Source organism: Actinokineospora sp., from assembly GCF_052390155.1.
In the GTDB taxonomy this organism is placed as follows: domain Bacteria; phylum Actinomycetota; class Actinomycetes; order Mycobacteriales; family Pseudonocardiaceae; genus Actinokineospora.
Genome location: NZ_JBQTHF010000002.1, coordinates 25,836 through 42,403 on the forward strand (window position 1 = coordinate 25,836; position 16,568 = coordinate 42,403).

19 protein-coding genes are annotated in these 16,568 nt (G+C 70.1%); 7 read left to right on the plus strand and 12 right to left on the minus strand.

Going from position 1 to position 16,568, the window contains the following annotated elements:
* The first annotated feature begins 40 nt into the window (after nt 1-40).
* Nucleotides 41-949 carry an ABC transporter ATP-binding protein gene (locus tag ACT4N7_RS00155; protein WP_444826446.1) on the plus strand — a complete coding sequence of 303 codons (909 nt, stop codon included), beginning with the start codon at nt 41-43 and terminating at the stop codon, nt 947-949.
* A gap of 20 nt (nt 950-969) precedes the next feature.
* The gene (locus ACT4N7_RS00160) at nt 970-2,172 is read left to right on the plus strand and encodes an ABC transporter permease (RefSeq protein WP_444826447.1); all 1,203 of its coding nucleotides are present in this window, start codon (nt 970-972) and stop codon (nt 2,170-2,172) included.
* A gap of 3 nt (nt 2,173-2,175) precedes the next feature.
* Here ACT4N7_RS00160 and ACT4N7_RS00165 read toward each other — a convergent pair whose 3' ends face one another.
* Nucleotides 2,176-2,460 carry a putative quinol monooxygenase gene (locus ACT4N7_RS00165; protein ID WP_444826448.1) on the minus strand — a complete coding sequence of 95 codons (285 nt, stop codon included), beginning with the start codon at nt 2,458-2,460 and terminating at the stop codon, nt 2,176-2,178.
* 64 nt (nt 2,461-2,524) lie between these two features.
* Nucleotides 2,525-3,202, minus strand: coding sequence for an ArsR/SmtB family transcription factor (locus tag ACT4N7_RS00170; RefSeq protein ID WP_444826449.1), 678 nt, complete (start codon nt 3,200-3,202; stop codon nt 2,525-2,527).
* A gap of 100 nt (nt 3,203-3,302) precedes the next feature.
* Here ACT4N7_RS00170 and ACT4N7_RS00175 point away from each other — a divergent pair, with 100 nt between their 5' ends.
* Together ACT4N7_RS00175 and ACT4N7_RS00180 are read left to right on the plus strand one after the other, a co-directional pair.
* Nucleotides 3,303-3,647: an antibiotic biosynthesis monooxygenase family protein gene (locus ACT4N7_RS00175; RefSeq protein ID WP_444826450.1), complete on the plus strand. Its 345-nt coding sequence runs from the start codon at nt 3,303-3,305 to the stop codon at nt 3,645-3,647.
* Nucleotides 3,648-3,656: 9 nt separating this feature from the next.
* Nucleotides 3,657-4,058: a hypothetical protein gene (locus ACT4N7_RS00180; RefSeq protein ID WP_444826451.1), complete on the plus strand. Its 402-nt coding sequence runs from the start codon at nt 3,657-3,659 to the stop codon at nt 4,056-4,058.
* Here ACT4N7_RS00180 and ACT4N7_RS00185 read toward each other — a convergent pair.
* From ACT4N7_RS00185 to ACT4N7_RS00210, 6 genes are all read right to left on the minus strand, one after another.
* Nucleotides 4,048-5,391, minus strand: coding sequence for a cryptochrome/photolyase family protein (locus tag ACT4N7_RS00185; RefSeq protein WP_444826452.1), 1,344 nt, complete (start codon nt 5,389-5,391; stop codon nt 4,048-4,050). The two genes, ACT4N7_RS00180 and ACT4N7_RS00185, sit on opposite strands and share 11 nt — an antisense overlap.
* Nucleotides 5,392-5,437: 46 nt before the next feature.
* Nucleotides 5,438-6,754 (minus strand): citrate synthase, encoded by a 1,317-nt coding sequence (locus tag ACT4N7_RS00190; protein WP_444826453.1) that lies wholly within the window; start codon nt 6,752-6,754, stop codon nt 5,438-5,440.
* 255 nt (nt 6,755-7,009) lie between these two features.
* The gene (locus ACT4N7_RS00195; RefSeq protein ID WP_444826454.1) at nt 7,010-7,519 is read right to left on the minus strand and encodes an Imm1 family immunity protein; all 510 of its coding nucleotides are present in this window, start codon (nt 7,517-7,519) and stop codon (nt 7,010-7,012) included.
* Nucleotides 7,441-7,806: a DUF397 domain-containing protein gene (locus ACT4N7_RS00200; protein WP_444826455.1), complete on the minus strand. Its 366-nt coding sequence runs from the start codon at nt 7,804-7,806 to the stop codon at nt 7,441-7,443. Before ACT4N7_RS00200 ends, ACT4N7_RS00195 begins: the two co-directional genes overlap by 79 nt.
* A gap of 11 nt (nt 7,807-7,817) precedes the next feature.
* Nucleotides 7,818-8,186, minus strand: a complete 369-nt coding sequence (locus ACT4N7_RS00205; protein ID WP_444826456.1) for a DUF5753 domain-containing protein — start codon at nt 8,184-8,186, stop codon at nt 7,818-7,820.
* A 503-nt stretch (nt 8,187-8,689) separates the two neighbouring features.
* A complete protein-coding gene (locus ACT4N7_RS00210; RefSeq protein WP_444826457.1) occupies nt 8,690-9,277 on the minus strand; it encodes a TetR/AcrR family transcriptional regulator in 588 nt (195 codons plus the stop codon).
* 84 nt (nt 9,278-9,361) lie between these two features.
* Between ACT4N7_RS00210 and ACT4N7_RS00215 the strand changes: the two genes are divergently transcribed.
* Nucleotides 9,362-10,507 carry an acyl-CoA dehydrogenase family protein gene (locus ACT4N7_RS00215; RefSeq protein WP_444826458.1) on the plus strand — a complete coding sequence of 382 codons (1,146 nt, stop codon included), beginning with the start codon at nt 9,362-9,364 and terminating at the stop codon, nt 10,505-10,507.
* 104 nt (nt 10,508-10,611) lie between these two features.
* Nucleotides 10,612-11,232: a hypothetical protein gene (locus ACT4N7_RS00220; protein WP_444826459.1), complete on the plus strand. Its 621-nt coding sequence runs from the start codon at nt 10,612-10,614 to the stop codon at nt 11,230-11,232.
* Here ACT4N7_RS00220 and ACT4N7_RS00225 read toward each other — a convergent pair.
* The 3 genes from ACT4N7_RS00225 to ACT4N7_RS00235 all read right to left on the minus strand — a co-directional run bounded on the left by ACT4N7_RS00225 (nt 11,229) and on the right by ACT4N7_RS00235 (nt 14,245).
* Nucleotides 11,229-12,443, minus strand: a complete 1,215-nt coding sequence (locus ACT4N7_RS00225; RefSeq protein ID WP_444826460.1) for an amidohydrolase — start codon at nt 12,441-12,443, stop codon at nt 11,229-11,231. The two genes, ACT4N7_RS00220 and ACT4N7_RS00225, sit on opposite strands and share 4 nt — an antisense overlap.
* Nucleotides 12,444-12,494: 51 nt before the next feature.
* Nucleotides 12,495-13,208 (minus strand): HAD family hydrolase, encoded by a 714-nt coding sequence (locus ACT4N7_RS00230; RefSeq protein WP_444826461.1) that lies wholly within the window; start codon nt 13,206-13,208, stop codon nt 12,495-12,497.
* 131 nt (nt 13,209-13,339) lie between these two features.
* Nucleotides 13,340-14,245 (minus strand): aldose 1-epimerase family protein, encoded by a 906-nt coding sequence (locus ACT4N7_RS00235; protein WP_444826462.1) that lies wholly within the window; start codon nt 14,243-14,245, stop codon nt 13,340-13,342.
* A gap of 78 nt (nt 14,246-14,323) precedes the next feature.
* Here ACT4N7_RS00235 and ACT4N7_RS00240 point away from each other — a divergent pair, with 78 nt between their 5' ends.
* Nucleotides 14,324-15,151, plus strand: a complete 828-nt coding sequence (locus ACT4N7_RS00240; protein WP_444826463.1) for an MBL fold metallo-hydrolase — start codon at nt 14,324-14,326, stop codon at nt 15,149-15,151.
* A 9-nt stretch (nt 15,152-15,160) separates the two neighbouring features.
* Here the strand turns inward: ACT4N7_RS00240 and ACT4N7_RS00245 are convergent, their stop codons facing one another.
* A complete protein-coding gene (locus tag ACT4N7_RS00245) occupies nt 15,161-16,558 on the minus strand; it encodes an APC family permease (protein WP_444826464.1) in 1,398 nt (465 codons plus the stop codon).
* Between the last annotated feature and the right edge of the window lie 10 nt (nt 16,559-16,568).

Below are 16,568 nucleotides of genomic sequence, written 5' to 3' on the forward strand. Positions count from 1 at the left end.
GATACTCGGTGCGGACGGGACAGGCGGGAAAGGGGTCGGCGTGCCTGCTGCGGGGGTGCTGGAGATCGACTCGGTCTCCAAGCGCTACGGCGACGTACTCGCCTGCGACCGGCTCAGCTTCCAGGTGCGCGGCGGCGAGCTGTTCGGCTTCGTCGGCGGCAACGGGGCGGGCAAGACCACCACTATGCGGATCATGCTGGGCGTGGTGGCCGCCGACGCGGGCGAGGTGCGGTGGGCGGGCGCCCCGGTCGGGCCCGGGGCACGCAGGCGGTTCGGCTACCTGCCCGAGGAACGCGGCCTCTACCCGCGGATGAAGGTGCTCGACCAGCTCGTCTACCTCGCGGAGCTGCACGGGTTCGCGGTCAACGAGGCCCACCGCAACGCCGAGACCTGGATCGCCCGGCTCGGCCTGCGCGAGTACCGCGCCACCGAGGTGCAGAAGCTGAGCCTGGGCAACCAGCAGCGGGTGCAGCTCGCCGCCGCGCTGGTGCACGACCCGGACGTGCTGGTGCTGGACGAGCCGTTCTCCGGGCTCGACCCGATCGCGGTCGACGTGCTGGCGGCGGTGCTGCGCGAGCGCGCGGCCGCCGGGGTGCCGGTGGTGTTCTCCAGCCACCAGCTCGACCTGGTGGAGCGGCTGTGCGACCGGGTCGGGATCATCCGAAGTGGACGGATGGTCGCCTGCGGCACGGTCGACGAGCTGTGTGCAGGCACCGGAACCACGCTCGTCGTGCACGCCCCCGATGCCCCTTCGGGTTGGGCCACGGGCCTTCCGGGCACCGACGTCCTCGACACCGGCAACGGGCGGACGCGGCTGCGGCTGGCCGCGGGTGCCGACGACCAGGTCGTGCTCGCCGCCGCCCTGGCGACCGGCCCGGTGCACGAGTTCAGCCGACACCGCCCATCGCTGACCGAACTGTTCCGCGACGTCGTGGGAGACCCGTCATGACACGGGGAGGCGGACCAGCCATGACCGGGCCGATCGACCCGTCGCCGGGGCGCATGGTGTGGCTGGTGGCGCGGCGTGAGCTGAACACCAGGCTGCGCACCAAGTCGTTCCTGCTTGGCACCGCGGTGTCGGTGGCGGTGCTGATCGCGTTCGTGCTGATGCAGAGCACGCTGTTCGCGGGCGAGCAGCGCAGCCGGGTCGGGCTGTCCGGGCAGGCCACCGCGATCGCGGCGCCGCTCACCGAGCAGGCGGGCGCGCGGGGGCTCGACCTGCGCACGAGCACGGTGTCCGACCTGGCCGCGGGCGAGGCCATGGTCGCCGACGGCGAGCTGGACGTGCTGGTCAGCGGGGCGCCCGCCGCGCTGCGGGTGCTGGTGCGCGAGAGCCTGGACGAGGATCTGCGCCGGGCGCTGAACACCCTGGTGCAGCAGGAGGTGCTGCGCGCGCAGCTCGCCGCCGTGGAAGACCTGGACCCGAACCAGGTCCTCGCCACCGTCGCCGACGCCACCGTGGACGTACACGCCCTCGGCGCACCCGACCCGCAGCGCGGCGAGCGCCTCGCCATCGCACTGGTGATCATCGCGCTGCTGTACATGGCGCTGCTGCTCTACGGGACGATGGTCGCGCAGGGCGTCGTGGAGGAGAAGGCCAGCCGGGTGGTGGAGATCCTGCTCGCCGCCGTGCGGCCGTGGCAGTTACTGATGGGCAAGGTGATCGGGCTCGGCCTGGTCGGCCTGGCGCAGTTCGCCGTCATCGGCAGTGTCGGCCTGATCCTCGCCGTCGCCACCGACGTGCTCACCATTCCCGCCGCCGCGACGGGCACGCTGTTGTGGGGTCTGCTGTGGTACCTCCTCGGATTCCTGTTCTACGCCACCGTGTTCGCCGCCGCGGGCTCCCTGGTGTCGCGGCAGGAGGAGACCCAGGCGGCCCTGCTGCCGGTCACCATGACCCTGGTGCTGGCCTTCGTGCTCGGGTTCGGCCTGTTCTCCCAGAACCCGTCGGGCATCGCGACGACGGTGTTGTCGCTGCTGCCGCCGTTCGCGCCGATCCTGATGCCCGGCAGGCTCGCAATGGCCGCGGTGCCCGGCTGGCAGGTGGCACTGGCGGCCGTGCTGCTGTGCGCGGCCGTCGCGGTGCTGGCCTGGCTGGGCGGCCGAATCTACGCGGGCGCGGTGCTCCGCACCGGCCCCCGCCTCAGCCTGCGCGAGGCCCTGCGCCGATAAGCCTTATGGCGGCTCGGTAGCGGAGATCCGGTACTTCGCCACCGAGGCGTCCAGAATCTGCGCGGTCTGCGCCGAATCCGGCCCCGAGCCCCGGAACAGGGCCAATTCCTCGTCGGTCTCCCAGCGCTCGTAGATGTTGACGCGGCCCGGTTCGAGCAGATCGGCGGACAACGTGAAGTCGTGACACCCCGCCGCCGCGCGCGCCTGCTCCATCACGGTCCGGCACTCGTCCAGGTACCCGGCGCGTGCGGCGGGGTCGACTTTCAGCCAACCCGAAACAATGATCATGGTTCCCCTGTCGCAAGTGGACTACTGAGGACACCATAAACACGGCCACCGACAGTTTCCGGTTTCAGAGCGGCCCGACATCGAAGGTGTCCGGGATGGCGGCTCGGCCCGCGCGGGTGACGCGGACCGATCGGGGGCTGGGGCCGCGGGCGACCCAGCGGTTGTCCACCAGCGCGTGCAGCAGCGCGGCGCCCGCCGACCCGGCGAGGTGGCCGCGGCGCTCCGTCCAATCCAGACAGCGGCGCGCGGTCGGCCGGTGCGGCGTGTCGAGGGCCGTGGTGTCGACACCGATGCCGCTCAGCAGTGCGCCGCCGGTCGACGTGAGGCGGACGTGGTGGTCGTCTTCGGTGAGATGTCCGTTGCGCAGCAACCGATCGTAGATGCGGACCGCGAGTTCGCCCGCGAGGTGGTCGTAGCAGGTGCGGGCGTACGCCAGCGAGGTCGGCACCTTCGGCCGCGGCGGCGGCGCCGGGATCGCGGTCGCGCCGAGGAGTTCGAGCAGCTCGGCGATCCGGCTGTCGGCGAGCTGGAAATACCGGTGGCGGCCCTGCGCCCGCACGGTGACCATCCCGGCGTCGAGGAGCTTGTGCAGGTGCTCACTGGCGGTCGACGCGCTGACCCGCAGGTGGCGGGCGAGTTCCCCACCCGTGTGCGCCCGACCGTCCATCAGGGTCAACAGCAGCTCGGAGCGCGTTTCGTCGGCCAGCAGCGAGCCGATAGTCGCCAACTGGTTGCCGCTCATGGACCCCACAGTAGCGACCGACGTTTCGGCGCACACCGAAGTGTTTCCGCACTACCTTCGGGCCACACGAGCCGATCCGAGGTGGTACACCGTGCTTGCGATGATCTTCGAGTACTGGTTCGACCCGGCCGCGCCGGAACTCTTCGACGAGTACCTGCGTGAGTCCGACCAAGTGCGCGAGGTGCTCACCGAGATCGAGGGGTTCCGCGGCGTCGAGCGATTCGAAAGCTCCGGCACACCGGGAAAGTTCGTCGCGATCGGCTTCTTCGACGACGAGGCCGCCGTGACCCGGTGGCGCAACCGTCCCGAACACCGCCGTGTCCAGGGCCTGGGCAGGGGTCGCCTCTTCACCGACTACCGCCTGCGGATGGCCGAAGTGATCCGCGACTACGGGCCGAAAGACCGAAACGAAGCCCCGCGCGACAGCCGCCAAGCCCACGATTAGGAGCCCACCGTGTTCGACATCGAGATCGCCTTGCCGAACCGGCCGGGCGCGCTCGCCGAGCTGGGCGAGGTGCTGGCGGGCGCGGGCATCAGCGTCGAGGGTGGCGGCATGTTCGTCGTCCGCGGCGAGGGAGTCGCGCACTTCCTCGTGGCTGACGGTGTGGCCGCCCGCAATGCCCTGGAAAAAGCGCGGATTCGAGTGCGGGCGAGCAGGCCGGTCCTGCTGCAACGCTTGCGCCAGAACGAACCCGGCCAGCTCGGCAAGCTGTGCCGCGCCATGGCCGACAACGACGTCAACATCGAACTGCTCTACAGCGACCACGCCGGTCAGCTCGTCCTGCTGGTGGACGCCCCTGAGCGGGGTGGGCAGGTCTCCGCGCGCTGGATGGCCGCGCGGGAGGTCAGCCCTTGACCTCGGCGTACCGGTCGAGGGCGACCTGGCGTTCGTGCGCGTGGTCGACTATCGGGGCGGGGTAGCCCGCGATCTCGCCGGGCTGGTGGGCCCGCTTTCCCGGTATATCCCGCAATTCCGGCACGTACCTGCGCACGTAGGCGCCGTCGGGGTCGAACTTCTCGCCCTGGGTGGTGGGGTTGAAGACACGGAAGTACGGCGCGGCATCGGTGCCGGAGCCCGCGGTCCACTGCCAGCCGTGCTGGTTGGACGCGAGGTCGCCGTCGACCAGGTGGCGCATGAAGTGCCGGGCGCCCCACCACCACGGCACGTGCAGGTCCTTGCAGAGGAAGCTGGCGACGATCATGCGGACCCGGTTGTGCATCCAGCCTTCGGCCAGCAGTTGGCGCATCCCGGCGTCCACGATCGGATAGCCGGTCTCGCCGCGACACCACGCCGCGAACCGTTCCGCGGCAGCGGTTCCCGTGTCGTACGCCAGCTTGTCGAACTTCGGGTTGTAGTTCTCCCGCGCGGTTTCCGGGCGGTGCCAAAGCACATCGGCGTAGAAGTCGCGCCAGGCGAGTTCGGTGCGGTAGGTCTCGGCGCCCGCGCCGTCCCCGAGGTCGGCGAGCAGGGTCCGCGGGTGCACGCAGCCCCAGCGCAGATACGGCGACATTCGGCTGGTACCAGGCAGATCCGGGCGATCGCGGTGGTGCTGGTAGTCGGCCAGCCGTTCCCGGTGGAAGTTCTCCCAGACCGTCAACGCGGCCTGCTCCCCCGCGCCCGGCAGGTCGGCGCCGTGGCTCGGGTCGTCGGGCACGCCGGTGCCACCGTCGAAGTCCACCCAGTCCAGTGTGGACGGACCGGTGTCGGCGGGCTTTCGCCAGCCGTGCGCCCGCCAAGCCCGGCTGAACGGGGTGAACACCTTGAACGGCTCGCCATCGGTCTTGCGCACACGGCCCGGGGTCACCGCGTACGGCGAACCCGTGCGGACGAACTCTATGTCCATTTCCGACAGTGCGCGCTCGGTGCCTGCATCACGCGCCCGACCGTAGGGACCCGCGTCCACTGAGACGTGAACCGACTGCGCGCCAACGGTTTCGGCGATCCGCGGCACCACATCGGCGGGCTCACCACGCACCACCACCAGCCGCCCGCCGAGTTGCGCGTCGAGGTCGCGCAGGCACTGGTAGAGGAACGCCAGCCTGGGCGCGCCGGACGGCCCGCGCAGCGCGTCGTCGAGGACGAAGAGCCCGAGCCCGCGGCGGGCGCGGGTAGCCGCTTCGAGCAGTGCCGGGTGGTCGCCGGTGCGCAGATCGCGCCGAAACCAGACGATCGCGGGGGAATCGGTCACCCGCCGCACGCTACAGGGCCGCCCCGGCGGGACGGCCCTGCGCGAATCAGCGCTCGGTGACCGGTTTGTAGTCGCGCTCGGTGTGGCCGGTGTAGACCTGGCGCGGGCGGCCGATCTTGGTGGCCGGGTCGTTCATCATCTCGCGCCAGTGCGCGATCCAGCCCGGCAGGCGGCCCAGCGCGAACAGCACGGTGAAGAACTTCGTCGGAAAGCCCATCGCACGGTAGATCAGGCCGGTGTAGAAGTCGACATTCGGATAGAGCTTGCGGGAGACGAAGTACTCGTCGGCGAGCGCGTGCTCCTCCAACTGCTTGGCGATGTCGAGCAGCGAGTCGTCGCCGCCGAGCTTGCCGAGGATCTCGTCGGCCGTCTTCTTGATGATCGCGGCGCGCGGGTCGTAGTTCTTGTAGACCCGGTGGCCGAAGCCCATCAGCTTGACGCCGTCCTCCTTGTTCTTCACCTTCTTGACGAACGCGTCGACGTCGCCGCCGGAGTCGCGGATGCCCTCCAGCATCTCCAGCACCGCGCTGTTGGCACCGCCGTGCAGCGGGCCGAACAGGGCGTTGATGCCCGCGGAGATGCTGGCGAACAGGTTCGCCTCGGACGAGCCGACCAGGCGCACGGTGGAGGTGGAGCAGTTCTGCTCGTGGTCGGCGTGCAGGATGAACAGCAGGTCGAGGGCCTTGACCAGGGTCGGGTCCAGGTCGTAGGTCTCGGCGGGGAATCCGAAGGTCATCCGCAGGAAGTTCTCCACCAAACCGAGCGAGTTGTCCGGGTAGAGGAACGGCTGCCCGACCGACTTCTTGTACGCGTACGCCGCGATGGTCGGCAGCTTGGCCAGCAGCCGGATCGTGGAGATCTCCACATGGTTGGAGTCGAACGGTTTGAGGCTGTCCTGGTAGAAAGTGGACAATGCGGACACCGCGGACGACAACACCGGCATCGGGTGCGCGTCGCGGGGGAAGCCGTCGAAGAATCGCTTGAGATCCTCGTGCAGCAGCGTGTGCCTGCTGATCTTGTGGGTGAACTCGTCCAGCTCGGTCCCGCTCGGCAGCTCGCCGTAGATCAGCAGGTAGCTGACCTCCAGAAACGTCGACTGCTCGGCGAGCTGCTCGATCGGGTACCCGCGATAGCGCAGGATGCCCTCGTCGCCATCGATGTAGGTGATCGCCGACGCGCACGCGGCCGTGTTGACGAAGCCCGGGTCGAGGGTCACCAGACCGGTCTTGGCCAGCAACTTGCCCAGGTCGACGCCTGATGTGCCATCGGTGGCGGGGACGACCGCCATCTCGTGCTCGCCGCCGGGGAATCGGAGGGCGGCGGTCTGCTCGGTGCCGGTGGGCACAGCGGTCCCGTCGGGCATGCAAGTACCTCTCACACTCGGACAGGGCGGCGGTGACAGCCGAGCCGGTATGGCCCTGGTCGGGTGCGATCGCGACTCGGTTGTCGCCGCAGCGCAGCACCGCCCCGTTGGGGTCCTGAGTTTCCTACGCTAGTGCTCCACGCGCATTCCTGACAGTCGCGACCCCGACGGACGAACACCGTTGGGACACGCATCACAACCCCAGGCCTGCCCCGCATGGGACAAACCTCCTGAAAGCCAACCCGCTGATCTGAGTCAATTCGGTTCGTCCGTCGCCGGATCGCCCGCACCGTCAAGCTGCCAAACCGGGGCGTTCACGGTCAGCCAGGGAACGCAAGTCGGACGCACACCCGTGGTGGCCCACTCGATGACGACATCGCGCAGCTCGCTGACTGGCATGACCGCCCTGGGCGGAAAACGAACCTGGCCCTCTTGGTCGAAGTAGACGAACGGCGAGTCGGGAAAAGGTGCGGGGCGTAGCGCGAGCCAAGCCCAGTCGTCGCCTTCGGAAGTGGTCTCGTCGGAGAAGAAGACTCCGCCGAACCTGCCGAAGAAGCCCACCTGCAACCACCGACGCGGCGGTGCGCCCAAGCCCATGCCGACAGGTCGATCCCAGACGTAAAAGTTGATCTTGGTGTGCAGTCCTGTCGCCGCGCCGGTTGCGTCCGGCTCGCGTAGCGCCAGCTCTACCAGCATCTCGACCTGAGTCGGCTTGATGGCGACGATGTAGGGGGAATCGCCTCGATCGCCCCTGGCCGTGACCACAAGATCAGGTATGACCGGTGATCACCTCCCGCTGAAGTCGTTGAATGCGATCGGCTTGCCTTTCGGGACGTACCAGACCCGTAAGGTGCTCCCGGCCGGGAGCACCTTGGGCAGAACCTCCGCAGGGCGTTCCAGCCGCCGGGCATGAACTCCAGGTTGGTGGCGGGGTTCTTGGAGTCCCGCACTCCGATGGTGTTCGGGGTGTTCGCGACCTCGACACAGGCCTGGTTTCCGTTGCTGCGGTGGCTTTTGCGCCACCTGGTGAACGTCGTTCTTGGCGTGGACACGGCCGACTCCTCTACGTCCAGGCCCTCTTGATCTCGGTGATCCGCCGAGCCGTTTCCTCCGGTGTGAGCGCCTGTTCGCGCAGGTGCTCGAAGTTGAGGCTATACGCCTCCAGTTCGTTTGGATCCTCGATGTAGGTGCCATCCTGGAGGCCCTCGACGTAGGCCGCTCCGGGCCCCTCCTCATCGAAGTGGATCAGGTGGTAGGCCGTGCCGATGCCCGGGAACGCGCCGAGCGACGACGGCAGAAGTTGCACGGTGATGTTGGGTGCCTGGGCGCGGGCGACGAGATGATCGAGTTGGCCGCGCATCACCGCCGGGCCGCCGATGGGCAAGTGGAGCGCGGGCTCGAACAGGATCGCGTGCAGCGGTGTGCGGTACACCGTGCGTCGACGCCACCAACCTGACGTGGCCGTGGTCGACCTGGCCCCGATGCGACGCCTGCCTGCGCAGGCACTGCCCGGCCGCGATCGACGCCCACCAACCAGATCCCGCCGACCCGCGTCGCCCATCCACACTGTCCACACCAGACAGTCGGCAAAATCTGAGGGACCGTCACCTGACCTGCTCTCCTCGCCCGCAGGAGCACACGATTCAGGTCGAGCGCGTCCGGGTCGCGGGCATCGGCCCGAACGGGACAGCACCGTTCGACTACCGCGAGAGCGGTGCAGAAGTGCGCTTCGCCCTTGGCCCAGTGCGCCGAATAGGCGACCATGAAGTCCGTGGACCAGGAACGCGCAGCTCAGGAACCGACGCCTTCCACATTCGGGGCGGCGAGTCCGATGGCGCGGGCCGATCCAACCTCAGCTCACCACAGCCGCCTACCAGGCCGCCGTCCACGCGGGCATCAGGCGGCTTCCCGGCCCCGAGGACATCCGCGACCTCCTCAGGCAGAGCGCGGGCGAGGGGCGAGGCCGCCGAGGAGTAGGTCGGCGAGGACGGCGAACGCCTCCGCGTCCGACACGTCCGCGCGGTCGCCGAGCACCCCCGTCTGGATGCCCTCGATCAGCCACCCGGCCATCTCGCCCACCAATCGGGCGTGGACGTCGCGGAAGAGGCCGTCGACGACTCCCTGCTGGATGAAGGTCTGGATGCGGGCGGCGGCGGCTTGGGCGTTGCGCTGGTAGACGGCGGCGGTCGGCGGGAACGCGGCGACGTCGGCGACGAACCGCGCCGAGGCGACGCCGAGTTCCGAGGCCGCGCCGGCGAGGTAGCGGGCGATCTGGTCGCGGGCGTCGCGGGCGGTGGCGACGCGTTTCTCGATGCGTTCGGTGGCGGCGCGGAAGAAGTGGCCGACGACCTTGAGGGCCAACTGCTCCTTGCTCGGCGCGAGCGCGTACAGCGTCGACTTCGAACAGTGCAGCCGCGCGGCGAAGTCGTCGAGGGTGGACTCGGCGAAACCGTCGCGGAGGAAGAGGGCCAGCAGTTCCTCCAACAGGGCCGACTGCCGAGCGGTGGGCGCACGCCGGGTCATACCCCCAGCGTATCGACATCCACCCGACCGGGACAGTACTCTGGAGCGTCCCACAGTACCGACATCCGTATCACGGAGGATCGAATGCCTGCCGAGCGGCTCCTGCCGAACACCGACGCGGAAGACCTGCTCAAACTCGCCAGGGAGATCGCCCGCGACGAGCTCGCCCCGCTGGCCTCGGCCCACGAGGAGCAGGCGCGCTTCCCCCGCGAGCAGTTCCGGCTGCTGGGTCGCAGCGGCCTGCTCGGCCTGCCCTACGCGGAACAGTGGGGCGGCTCAGCCCTGTCCTACGAGGTCTACCTGCAGGTGCTGGAGGAGATCGCGACGGCATGGATGTCGGTGGGCGTCGGGCTGTCGGTGCACACCATGTCCTGTTACGCGCTGGCCGAAAACGGCACCGACGAGCAGCGCGGGCGCTTCCTGCCCGACATGCTCGCGGGCGACCTGCTCGGCGCGTACGCCTTGTCCGAGAGCCACTCCGGGTCGGACGCGGCGGCGCTGTCCACCCGAGCGGTGCGCGACGGCGACACCTATCTGGTCGACGGCACCAAGGCGTGGATCACGCACGCGGGCGAGGCCGACTTCTACACCACGATGGTGCGGACCGCCGACACCGGCAGCAAGGGCATCAGCTGCCTGCTGGTCGACGCGGCGACGCACGGACTGTCGGCGGCGGCGCCGGAGCGGAAGATGGGGCTCAACGGGTCCACGACAGCCCAGATGATCTTCGAGGGTGCCCGCGTGGATGCCGACCGGCTCCTCGGCGTCGAGGGCCAGGGCTTCAAGATCGCGCTCAGCGCGCTGAACTCCGGCAGGCTCGGCATCGCCGCGTGCGCGGTCGGCCTCGCGCAGGCCGCGCTGGACGAATCGGTGGCCTACGCCAAGCAGCGCACGCAGTTCGGCAAGGCGATCATCGACTTCCAGGGCATCGAGTTCCTGCTGGCCGACATGGCCGCCGCGGTCGAGTCGGCCAGGGCGACCTACCTGGAGGCGGCGCGCAGGCGCGACCGCGGACTGCCGTTCGTGCGCCAGGCGTCGATCGCGAAGCTGGTGGCCACCGACGCGGCAATGAAGGTCACCACGGACGCGGTGCAGGTGCTCGGCGGCGCGGGCTACACCCGCGATTTCCCGGTGGAGCGGTACATGCGCGAGGCCAAGGTGCCGCAGATCTTCGAGGGCACCAACCAGATCCAGCGCATGGTGATCGCCCGGCAGCTCCGCACCGGGTGATCATGTCGCAAAATCGCGAGTGTGGATCTGCTCACATTGATCCACTCGCGAACGATGCACCCGACATGGGGAAAGTGTCTGTTTCGCGAAGCGTGGGTGAGCACATGAGTTATCCGACTCTTGCCGAGCACGTGGCCGACATCCTGGCCAAGCTGATCACCCGGACGATCGACGGCCCGCACGCCCGCGCCGCGGACACGCTGTTCGACGCGATCATCGGACGCCTGCGCCGGATCCGAATGGCGGGCGTGTTCGACGTGTTCGAGGCCGACCCGCTCTCACCGGCCCGCAGACGGGGCCTGGTCGACCTGCTCAACCAGCAGTTCCTGGTCGATCCGCGGTTTCGCGACGCGGTGGCGGAGCTGGTCGAGGCGACGGTGCCCGCCCCGCCGCGGGCGCTGGTCGAACGGCCGCCCGCGGCCGAGCCGCCCAGGAGACGGGTCTGGCTCGGCGTGGCCGCGATGGTCGCGGCCCTCGGGCTGGTGATCGGCGGGCGGGCGGGCTACCTCGCGCTCACCGAGCCGCCGCCCCTCGGCGGCAGCACGCCGTGCCGGACGTTCTGGGCACTCGGCGAACCCGAGCAGCGCGCCATCCTCGAACGCGTCTACCGCGCCCGCAACCAGCCGGTGCGGGCGCAGGAGCCCTACATCGTGGCCGCCGTGCTCTACGGCTGCGGGCAGAACCCAGACCGCACGGTCGACCAGGTGGTGGACTCGTCCGCTTAGGACTCGCGGTAGAACGGGTCCGCGGTGACGCCCTCGCCGGTGGTCTCGTCGAAGTGGTAGACCTCGCGGCCGTCGACGAAGACCCGCATCGCGCGGCTCATCACGTCGAGCGGGTCGCCGGACCAGATCACCAGGTCGGCGTCGAGGCCGGGCTTGAGCGCGCCAACGCGGTCGTCCAGGCCGAGCATCCTGGCCGGGTTCACGGTGATGGACCGCAGCCCGGTCTCCTCGTCCAGGCCGTCCTTGACCGCCAGGGTGACCTGGTGCACAAGGAAGTTGATCGGCACGACGGGGTGGTCGGTGGTGATCGCGATCGGGACGCCAGCGCGGGCCAGGATGCCCGGGTTGCGCAGGGACCGGCCGCGCACCTCGACCTTGACCCTGGTGGTGAACAGCGGGCCGATGACCACCGGCACGCCGCGCTCGGCGATCGTGTCGGCCAGCAGGTGCGCCTCGGTGCCGTGGTTGATCACCAGCTTGTAGCCGAACTCGTCGGCAAGGCGCAGCGCGGTGGCGATGTCGTCGGCACGGTGCGCGTGCTGGCACCACGGCAGCTCGCCGTCGAGCACCTTGACCAGCGCCTCGCTGGTGAGGTCGCGCTCGAACGGCTTGTTCTCCAGTTCGGCGTGGGCCTTGCGTGCCTTGTAGTCCTGCGCCTTGGTCAGCGCGTCGCGGATCACCGCGGCGACGCCGAGGCGGGTGGAGGGCATGGTCTTCTTGTCACCGTAGACGCGTTTCGGGTTCTCACCGAGCGCGCTCTTCATGCTCACCGGGTCGCGCAGGACCATGTCGTCCACGGTGCGGCCCCACGCCTTCACGGCCACCGTCTGGCCGCCGATCACGTTGCCGGAGCCGGGCTTGACCACGATCGTGGTGACACCGCCGGACAGCGCGTCGCGGAAGCCCTCGTCGTCGGGGTTGATGGCGTCGATGGCGCGGACCCGGGCGGTGTTGGGGTCGGTCATCTCGTTGGTGTCCTGACCCGCCCAGCCCTCGCCCTCCTCGTGCACGCCGAGGTGGCCGTGCGCCTCGACGAAGCCGGGCAGCACCCACGAGCCGGACGCGTCGACGATCTCGGCGTCGTCCGGGATCTCCACGTCCGCCTCGGCGCCGACCGCGACGATCTTGCCGCCGTCGATCAGCACCGTCCCGCCGACCAGGGGCTCGCCCTCGATCGGTACCACATATCCACCGGTCACCGCGATAGTCACGACGCCGACCCTAGGGCATGCTTCGTCGCCGCGCGTGCGCGCCCGAACCGGCTACGGAGCGGTCCGGGCCAGGTCGGCGGCGGATTTCGGGGTGGACCAGGACCGCACCCACTCGGTCAACGACGAATCCGCCAGCGACTCCGCCACGACGTCAGCGGGCGTCGGCAGCTCCGGGAACCTGGGCACCGCGAGGGTGACCAGCCCCGCCGCCAACGCGGAACGCAGGCCGACGGGCGAGTCCTCGACGGCCAGGGTGTGTTCGGGCCGGGTGCCGAACCGGGCGCACGCGATCAGGTACGGGTCGGGGGCGGGCTTCGGGTTGGGCACGTCGTCCGCGGCGATCACGATCGGGAACAGGTCCGCCAGCCCCGCCCGCCGCAGCGACGCGTCGAGCAGCGGCCGGGGCGCGTTGCTGACCACCGCGACGGGCACGGTGGCGCTGACCAGCGCCACGAACTCGCGGGCCCCCGGCATGGGCCGCCCGCCCGCCGCGACGGCCTCGACCGCCAGGGCCAGCAACTCACGGTTGAGCGCGGGCGCGTTTCCCGGTTCGCCGAGCAGACCCGCCATCAGCGCGCACTTGTCGGGGAACGACAGCGCGTACAGCAGCGACTCGTGCCCGGAGTCGAAGACCACGCCGCGTCGGGCGAACAGGGTGGACTGTGCCTCGCTCAGGCAGCGCTCGCTGTCCACCAGGGTTCCGTCGCAGTCGAACGCGACGGCGTGGACGTCGAAGAGTCGAGCCGCAGGCCCAGGACGCGTCATTCAGTACCCCTTGTCGGATTCCGGCGGTTCGGTGATCCACACCCAAGGGGAGCCACACGGTTCGATCGGTCGAGACACGGACGCGGCCGACCGGGTTCACCCGGACGTGTGACCTGCGCAAACAGTGGCCGTCAGGCCAGCGGCGTAAGGCCCCAGGCCGCGGTCCACGTGCAGGCGGGGGCCAACTCCAGCAGGTCGATCCCGGAGTTCAGGGCGTCCGGCGGGCAGGTCATCGGCTCGATGGCGACGGCCCGCCCGGCCCGGCCGGGGAACGCGTGCGGTGTGAACACCTGCACCCAGCCGAACACCGGGTCGGCCCACAGCTCGACGCCGCCGCGCGGGCCGCGCAGCGAGTGCCGGACCAGGCCGTCCGGGCCGGGCACGCAGCCGCCGAAGGCGTCGTCCAGGTCGACGTCCCGCAACGGGGTACCCGCGGCGAAGTCGTGGCCCGTGATCGGGACCGGGCCGCCGGTGGGCACCATCGACTCGGGGTCGAGCGGCAGGTGGGTGGTGGCCGCGAGGCGCAGCACGCAGTCGTCGGGGTCGGCGTGGCCGGGGCGCGGGTAGGGGTGGGTGCCGACGCCGAAGGGCATGGGGTGGTCGCCGAGGTTGTGCAGGCCGTGGGTGACGGTGAGGCCCCGGTCGCCGAGGGCGTAGGTGATGGTGGCGCGGAAGGAGAACGGCCAGCCTTCACGGCCCTCGACGACGACCGCCAGCGACACCGAGTCCGCGTCGTGCGCGGTCACCGTCCACGGCTCGCGGCGCACCAGGCCGTGGCTCGCGTTGCCGCGCGCGGGCTCGGTGACCTCCAGGCGGTGCCGCTCGCCCGCGTGGGTCCAGACGGCGCCCGCGACCCGGTTCGGCCACGGCACGAGTACCGCGCCGGAGCCCATCGGCGCGGCCTCGTCCGCGCCGAAGGTCTCCAGGTAGGCCACGCCGTCGACCTCGTAGGCGCGTAATGTCGCGCCGATCGTGGTGACGACGGCGTGCGCGTCGCGGTTGCGGATCGAGAGCTGTTCGCCGGTGGGTGCGTCCATGTGGGCAGAGCGTACGAGGCTGCTCTTTTGTTGACCGGTCTGTATAGTTCTGCCTGAAGCTCCAGAAAGGACACCACCATGCGGGTACACCACCTCGACTGCGGCAGCCTGCGCCCTCTCGGCGGACGACTGCTCGACGGCGAGCCCGGCCTGTTCCGGTTCGCGCACCTGGTCTGCCACGTGCTGCTCGTGGAGAGCAACGACGGCCTTGTGCTGGTGGACACCGGTTTCGGGCTGTCCGACCTCAGCGCGCTGCCCGGTGTGCTGCCGCCCGCGTTCGTCCGGCTGGTGCGGCCCGTGCCCGACCCGGCGCAGGCCGCGGTGCGGCGGGTGGCCGAACTGGGCTTCGCGCCCGCGGACGTACGGCACATCGTGCTGACCCACCTCGACCTCGACCACGCGGGCGGCCTGGCCGACTTCCCGGACGCCACCGTGCACGTCTACGGCCCGGAACACCGCGCGGCGACCGCCCGCGCGACGGCGGTGGAGCGCGAGCGCTACCGGTCCGCGCACTGGGCGCACGGGCCGAAATGGGAGATCTACGAGCCGTCCGCGGGCGAGCCGTGGTTCGGCCTGGAGGCCGTGCGCGGGCTGACCGGCCTGTCCGAGGACTTCCTGCTGGTCCCCCTCGCCGGGCACACCCGCGGCCACGTCGGCGTCGCCGTGCGCTCCGACGACGGCTGGCTGCTGCACGCGGGCGACACGTACTTCAACCGCGACGAGATGGTGCCGGACTCGCCGTCGTGCCCGCCGTTGCTGCGGTTCTTCCAGGCCCGCATGCAGGTCGACGGCCCCGCGCGGCTCGCGAACCAGGCCCGGGTGCGGGACCTGGTCCGCGCGCACGGGGCGGAGGTCACGGTGTTCTCCGCCCACGACGCCACCGAACTGCGCAGGCTGTCCGGCTGACCTACTGGGCTACTTGGTGAGCTTCTCCGGGTCGACGGTGACCTTGCCGACGACCAGCCGGTTGACGATCCAGAGGAGCACGCCGACGCCGAGCAGGATGGCCGCGATGCCGTACTCCCGCGCGGGCCGGCCGGACAGCGGGCTGGCCAGGTAGGCGCAGGCGATCGCGCCGACCACCGGCAGCACCGTGGGCGCGCGGAAGTGCTTGTGCTCGACGGTGTCCTTGCGCAGCACCAGAACCGCGATGTTGACGACGGTGAACACCAGCAGCAGCAACAGCGACGTGGTGCCGCCGAGCAGGCTGATGTCGACCGTGGCCACGAGCGCGACCGCGATCAGGCTGGTGAACAGGATCGACACCCACGGCGAGCGGCGGAACGGGTGCACGGTGCCGAACACCCGCGGGATGATGCGCTCGTTGGCCATGCCGTACACCAGCCTGCTGGCCATCAGCATGTTGATCAGCGCGGAGTTGATGACCGCGAGCAGTCCGATCAGCGCGAACAGCCAGAGCGGGAAGCCCGGCGCGCCCGTGGACACCACGCGCAGCAGGGCGTCGCTCTTGGCGGCGGCCAACTCGTTGGCGGGCAACAGAAGCGAGGACGTGACCGCGACGAGCACGTAGATCACCGCGGCGATGCCCATGCCGAGCAGCATGGCCTTCGGGAAGATCCGCACCGGCTCGCGGCACTCCTCGGCCATGTTGACCGAGTCCTCGAAGCCGACCATGGCGAAGAAGGCGAGCGCGGTCGCCGAGCTGATCGCGATCAGCGGGGTCTGTCCGACGGTGTCGATCTGGGTGAGCCGGTCGGGGTCGCCCTGGCCGTTGGCGATCGCGTAGAAGCCGATCACGATGATGATCAGCAGGCCGGACAGCTCGATGAACGTCAGCACCACGTTGGCCCACATCGACTCCGCGACGCCGCGGAAGTTGATGGCCGCCAGCAGGATGACGAAGCCGATCGCGATCCACACGGTCGGCACGACCAGCGAGTCGCCGAGGAGCTTGCGCAGGTAGGTGTTGCCGAACGCCTGCGCGGCCGACGCGGCGGAGGTGATGCCCGACGACATCACCGCGAACGCCACCATGAACGTCAAGAACTGGATCTTGAACGCCCGGTTCGCGTACAGCGCGGCGCCCGCCGCGCGCGGGTACTTGCCGACGAGTTCGAGATAGCTGAACGCGGTCAGGAACGCCACCGCGAACGCGATCAGGAACGGCAGCCACAGCGCGCCGCCGATCTTCCCGGCGACCGTGCCGGTGAGCGCGTACACGCCGGTGCCGATGATGTCGCCGACGACGAACAGCAGCAGCAGTCCCGGCCCGATCACCCGCTTGAGTTCGGGCTGTTGCCCCTGGTCACCGGATTCCACTGTGGTCGCGGACGCCCGCGTCTCGTCAGCCATGCATGGAGGG

Coding starts and splice junctions, on each gene's coding strand:
- ACT4N7_RS00170 (WP_444826449.1), bottom strand. CDS start 3,202: ATGAGCGGCAACCAGTTGGCGACTATCGGCTCGCTGCTGGCCGACGAA.
- ACT4N7_RS00245 (WP_444826464.1), bottom strand. CDS start 16,558: ATGGCTGACGAGACGCGGGCGTCCGCGACCACAGTGGAATCCGGTGAC.
- ACT4N7_RS00220 (WP_444826459.1), top strand. CDS start 10,612: ATGAGTTATCCGACTCTTGCCGAGCACGTGGCCGACATCCTGGCCAAG.
- ACT4N7_RS00235 (WP_444826462.1), bottom strand. CDS start 14,245: ATGGACGCACCCACCGGCGAACAGCTCTCGATCCGCAACCGCGACGCG.
- ACT4N7_RS00230 (WP_444826461.1), bottom strand. CDS start 13,208: ATGACGCGTCCTGGGCCTGCGGCTCGACTCTTCGACGTCCACGCCGTC.
- ACT4N7_RS00215 (WP_444826458.1), top strand. CDS start 9,362: ATGCCTGCCGAGCGGCTCCTGCCGAACACCGACGCGGAAGACCTGCTC.
- ACT4N7_RS00165 (WP_444826448.1), bottom strand. CDS start 2,460: ATGATCATTGTTTCGGGTTGGCTGAAAGTCGACCCCGCCGCACGCGCC.
- ACT4N7_RS00160 (WP_444826447.1), top strand. CDS start 970: ATGACCGGGCCGATCGACCCGTCGCCGGGGCGCATGGTGTGGCTGGTG.
- ACT4N7_RS00175 (WP_444826450.1), top strand. CDS start 3,303: ATGATCTTCGAGTACTGGTTCGACCCGGCCGCGCCGGAACTCTTCGAC.
- ACT4N7_RS00210 (WP_444826457.1), bottom strand. CDS start 9,277: ATGACCCGGCGTGCGCCCACCGCTCGGCAGTCGGCCCTGTTGGAGGAA.
- ACT4N7_RS00240 (WP_444826463.1), top strand. CDS start 14,324: ATGCGGGTACACCACCTCGACTGCGGCAGCCTGCGCCCTCTCGGCGGA.
- ACT4N7_RS00190 (WP_444826453.1), bottom strand. CDS start 6,754: ATGCCCGACGGGACCGCTGTGCCCACCGGCACCGAGCAGACCGCCGCC.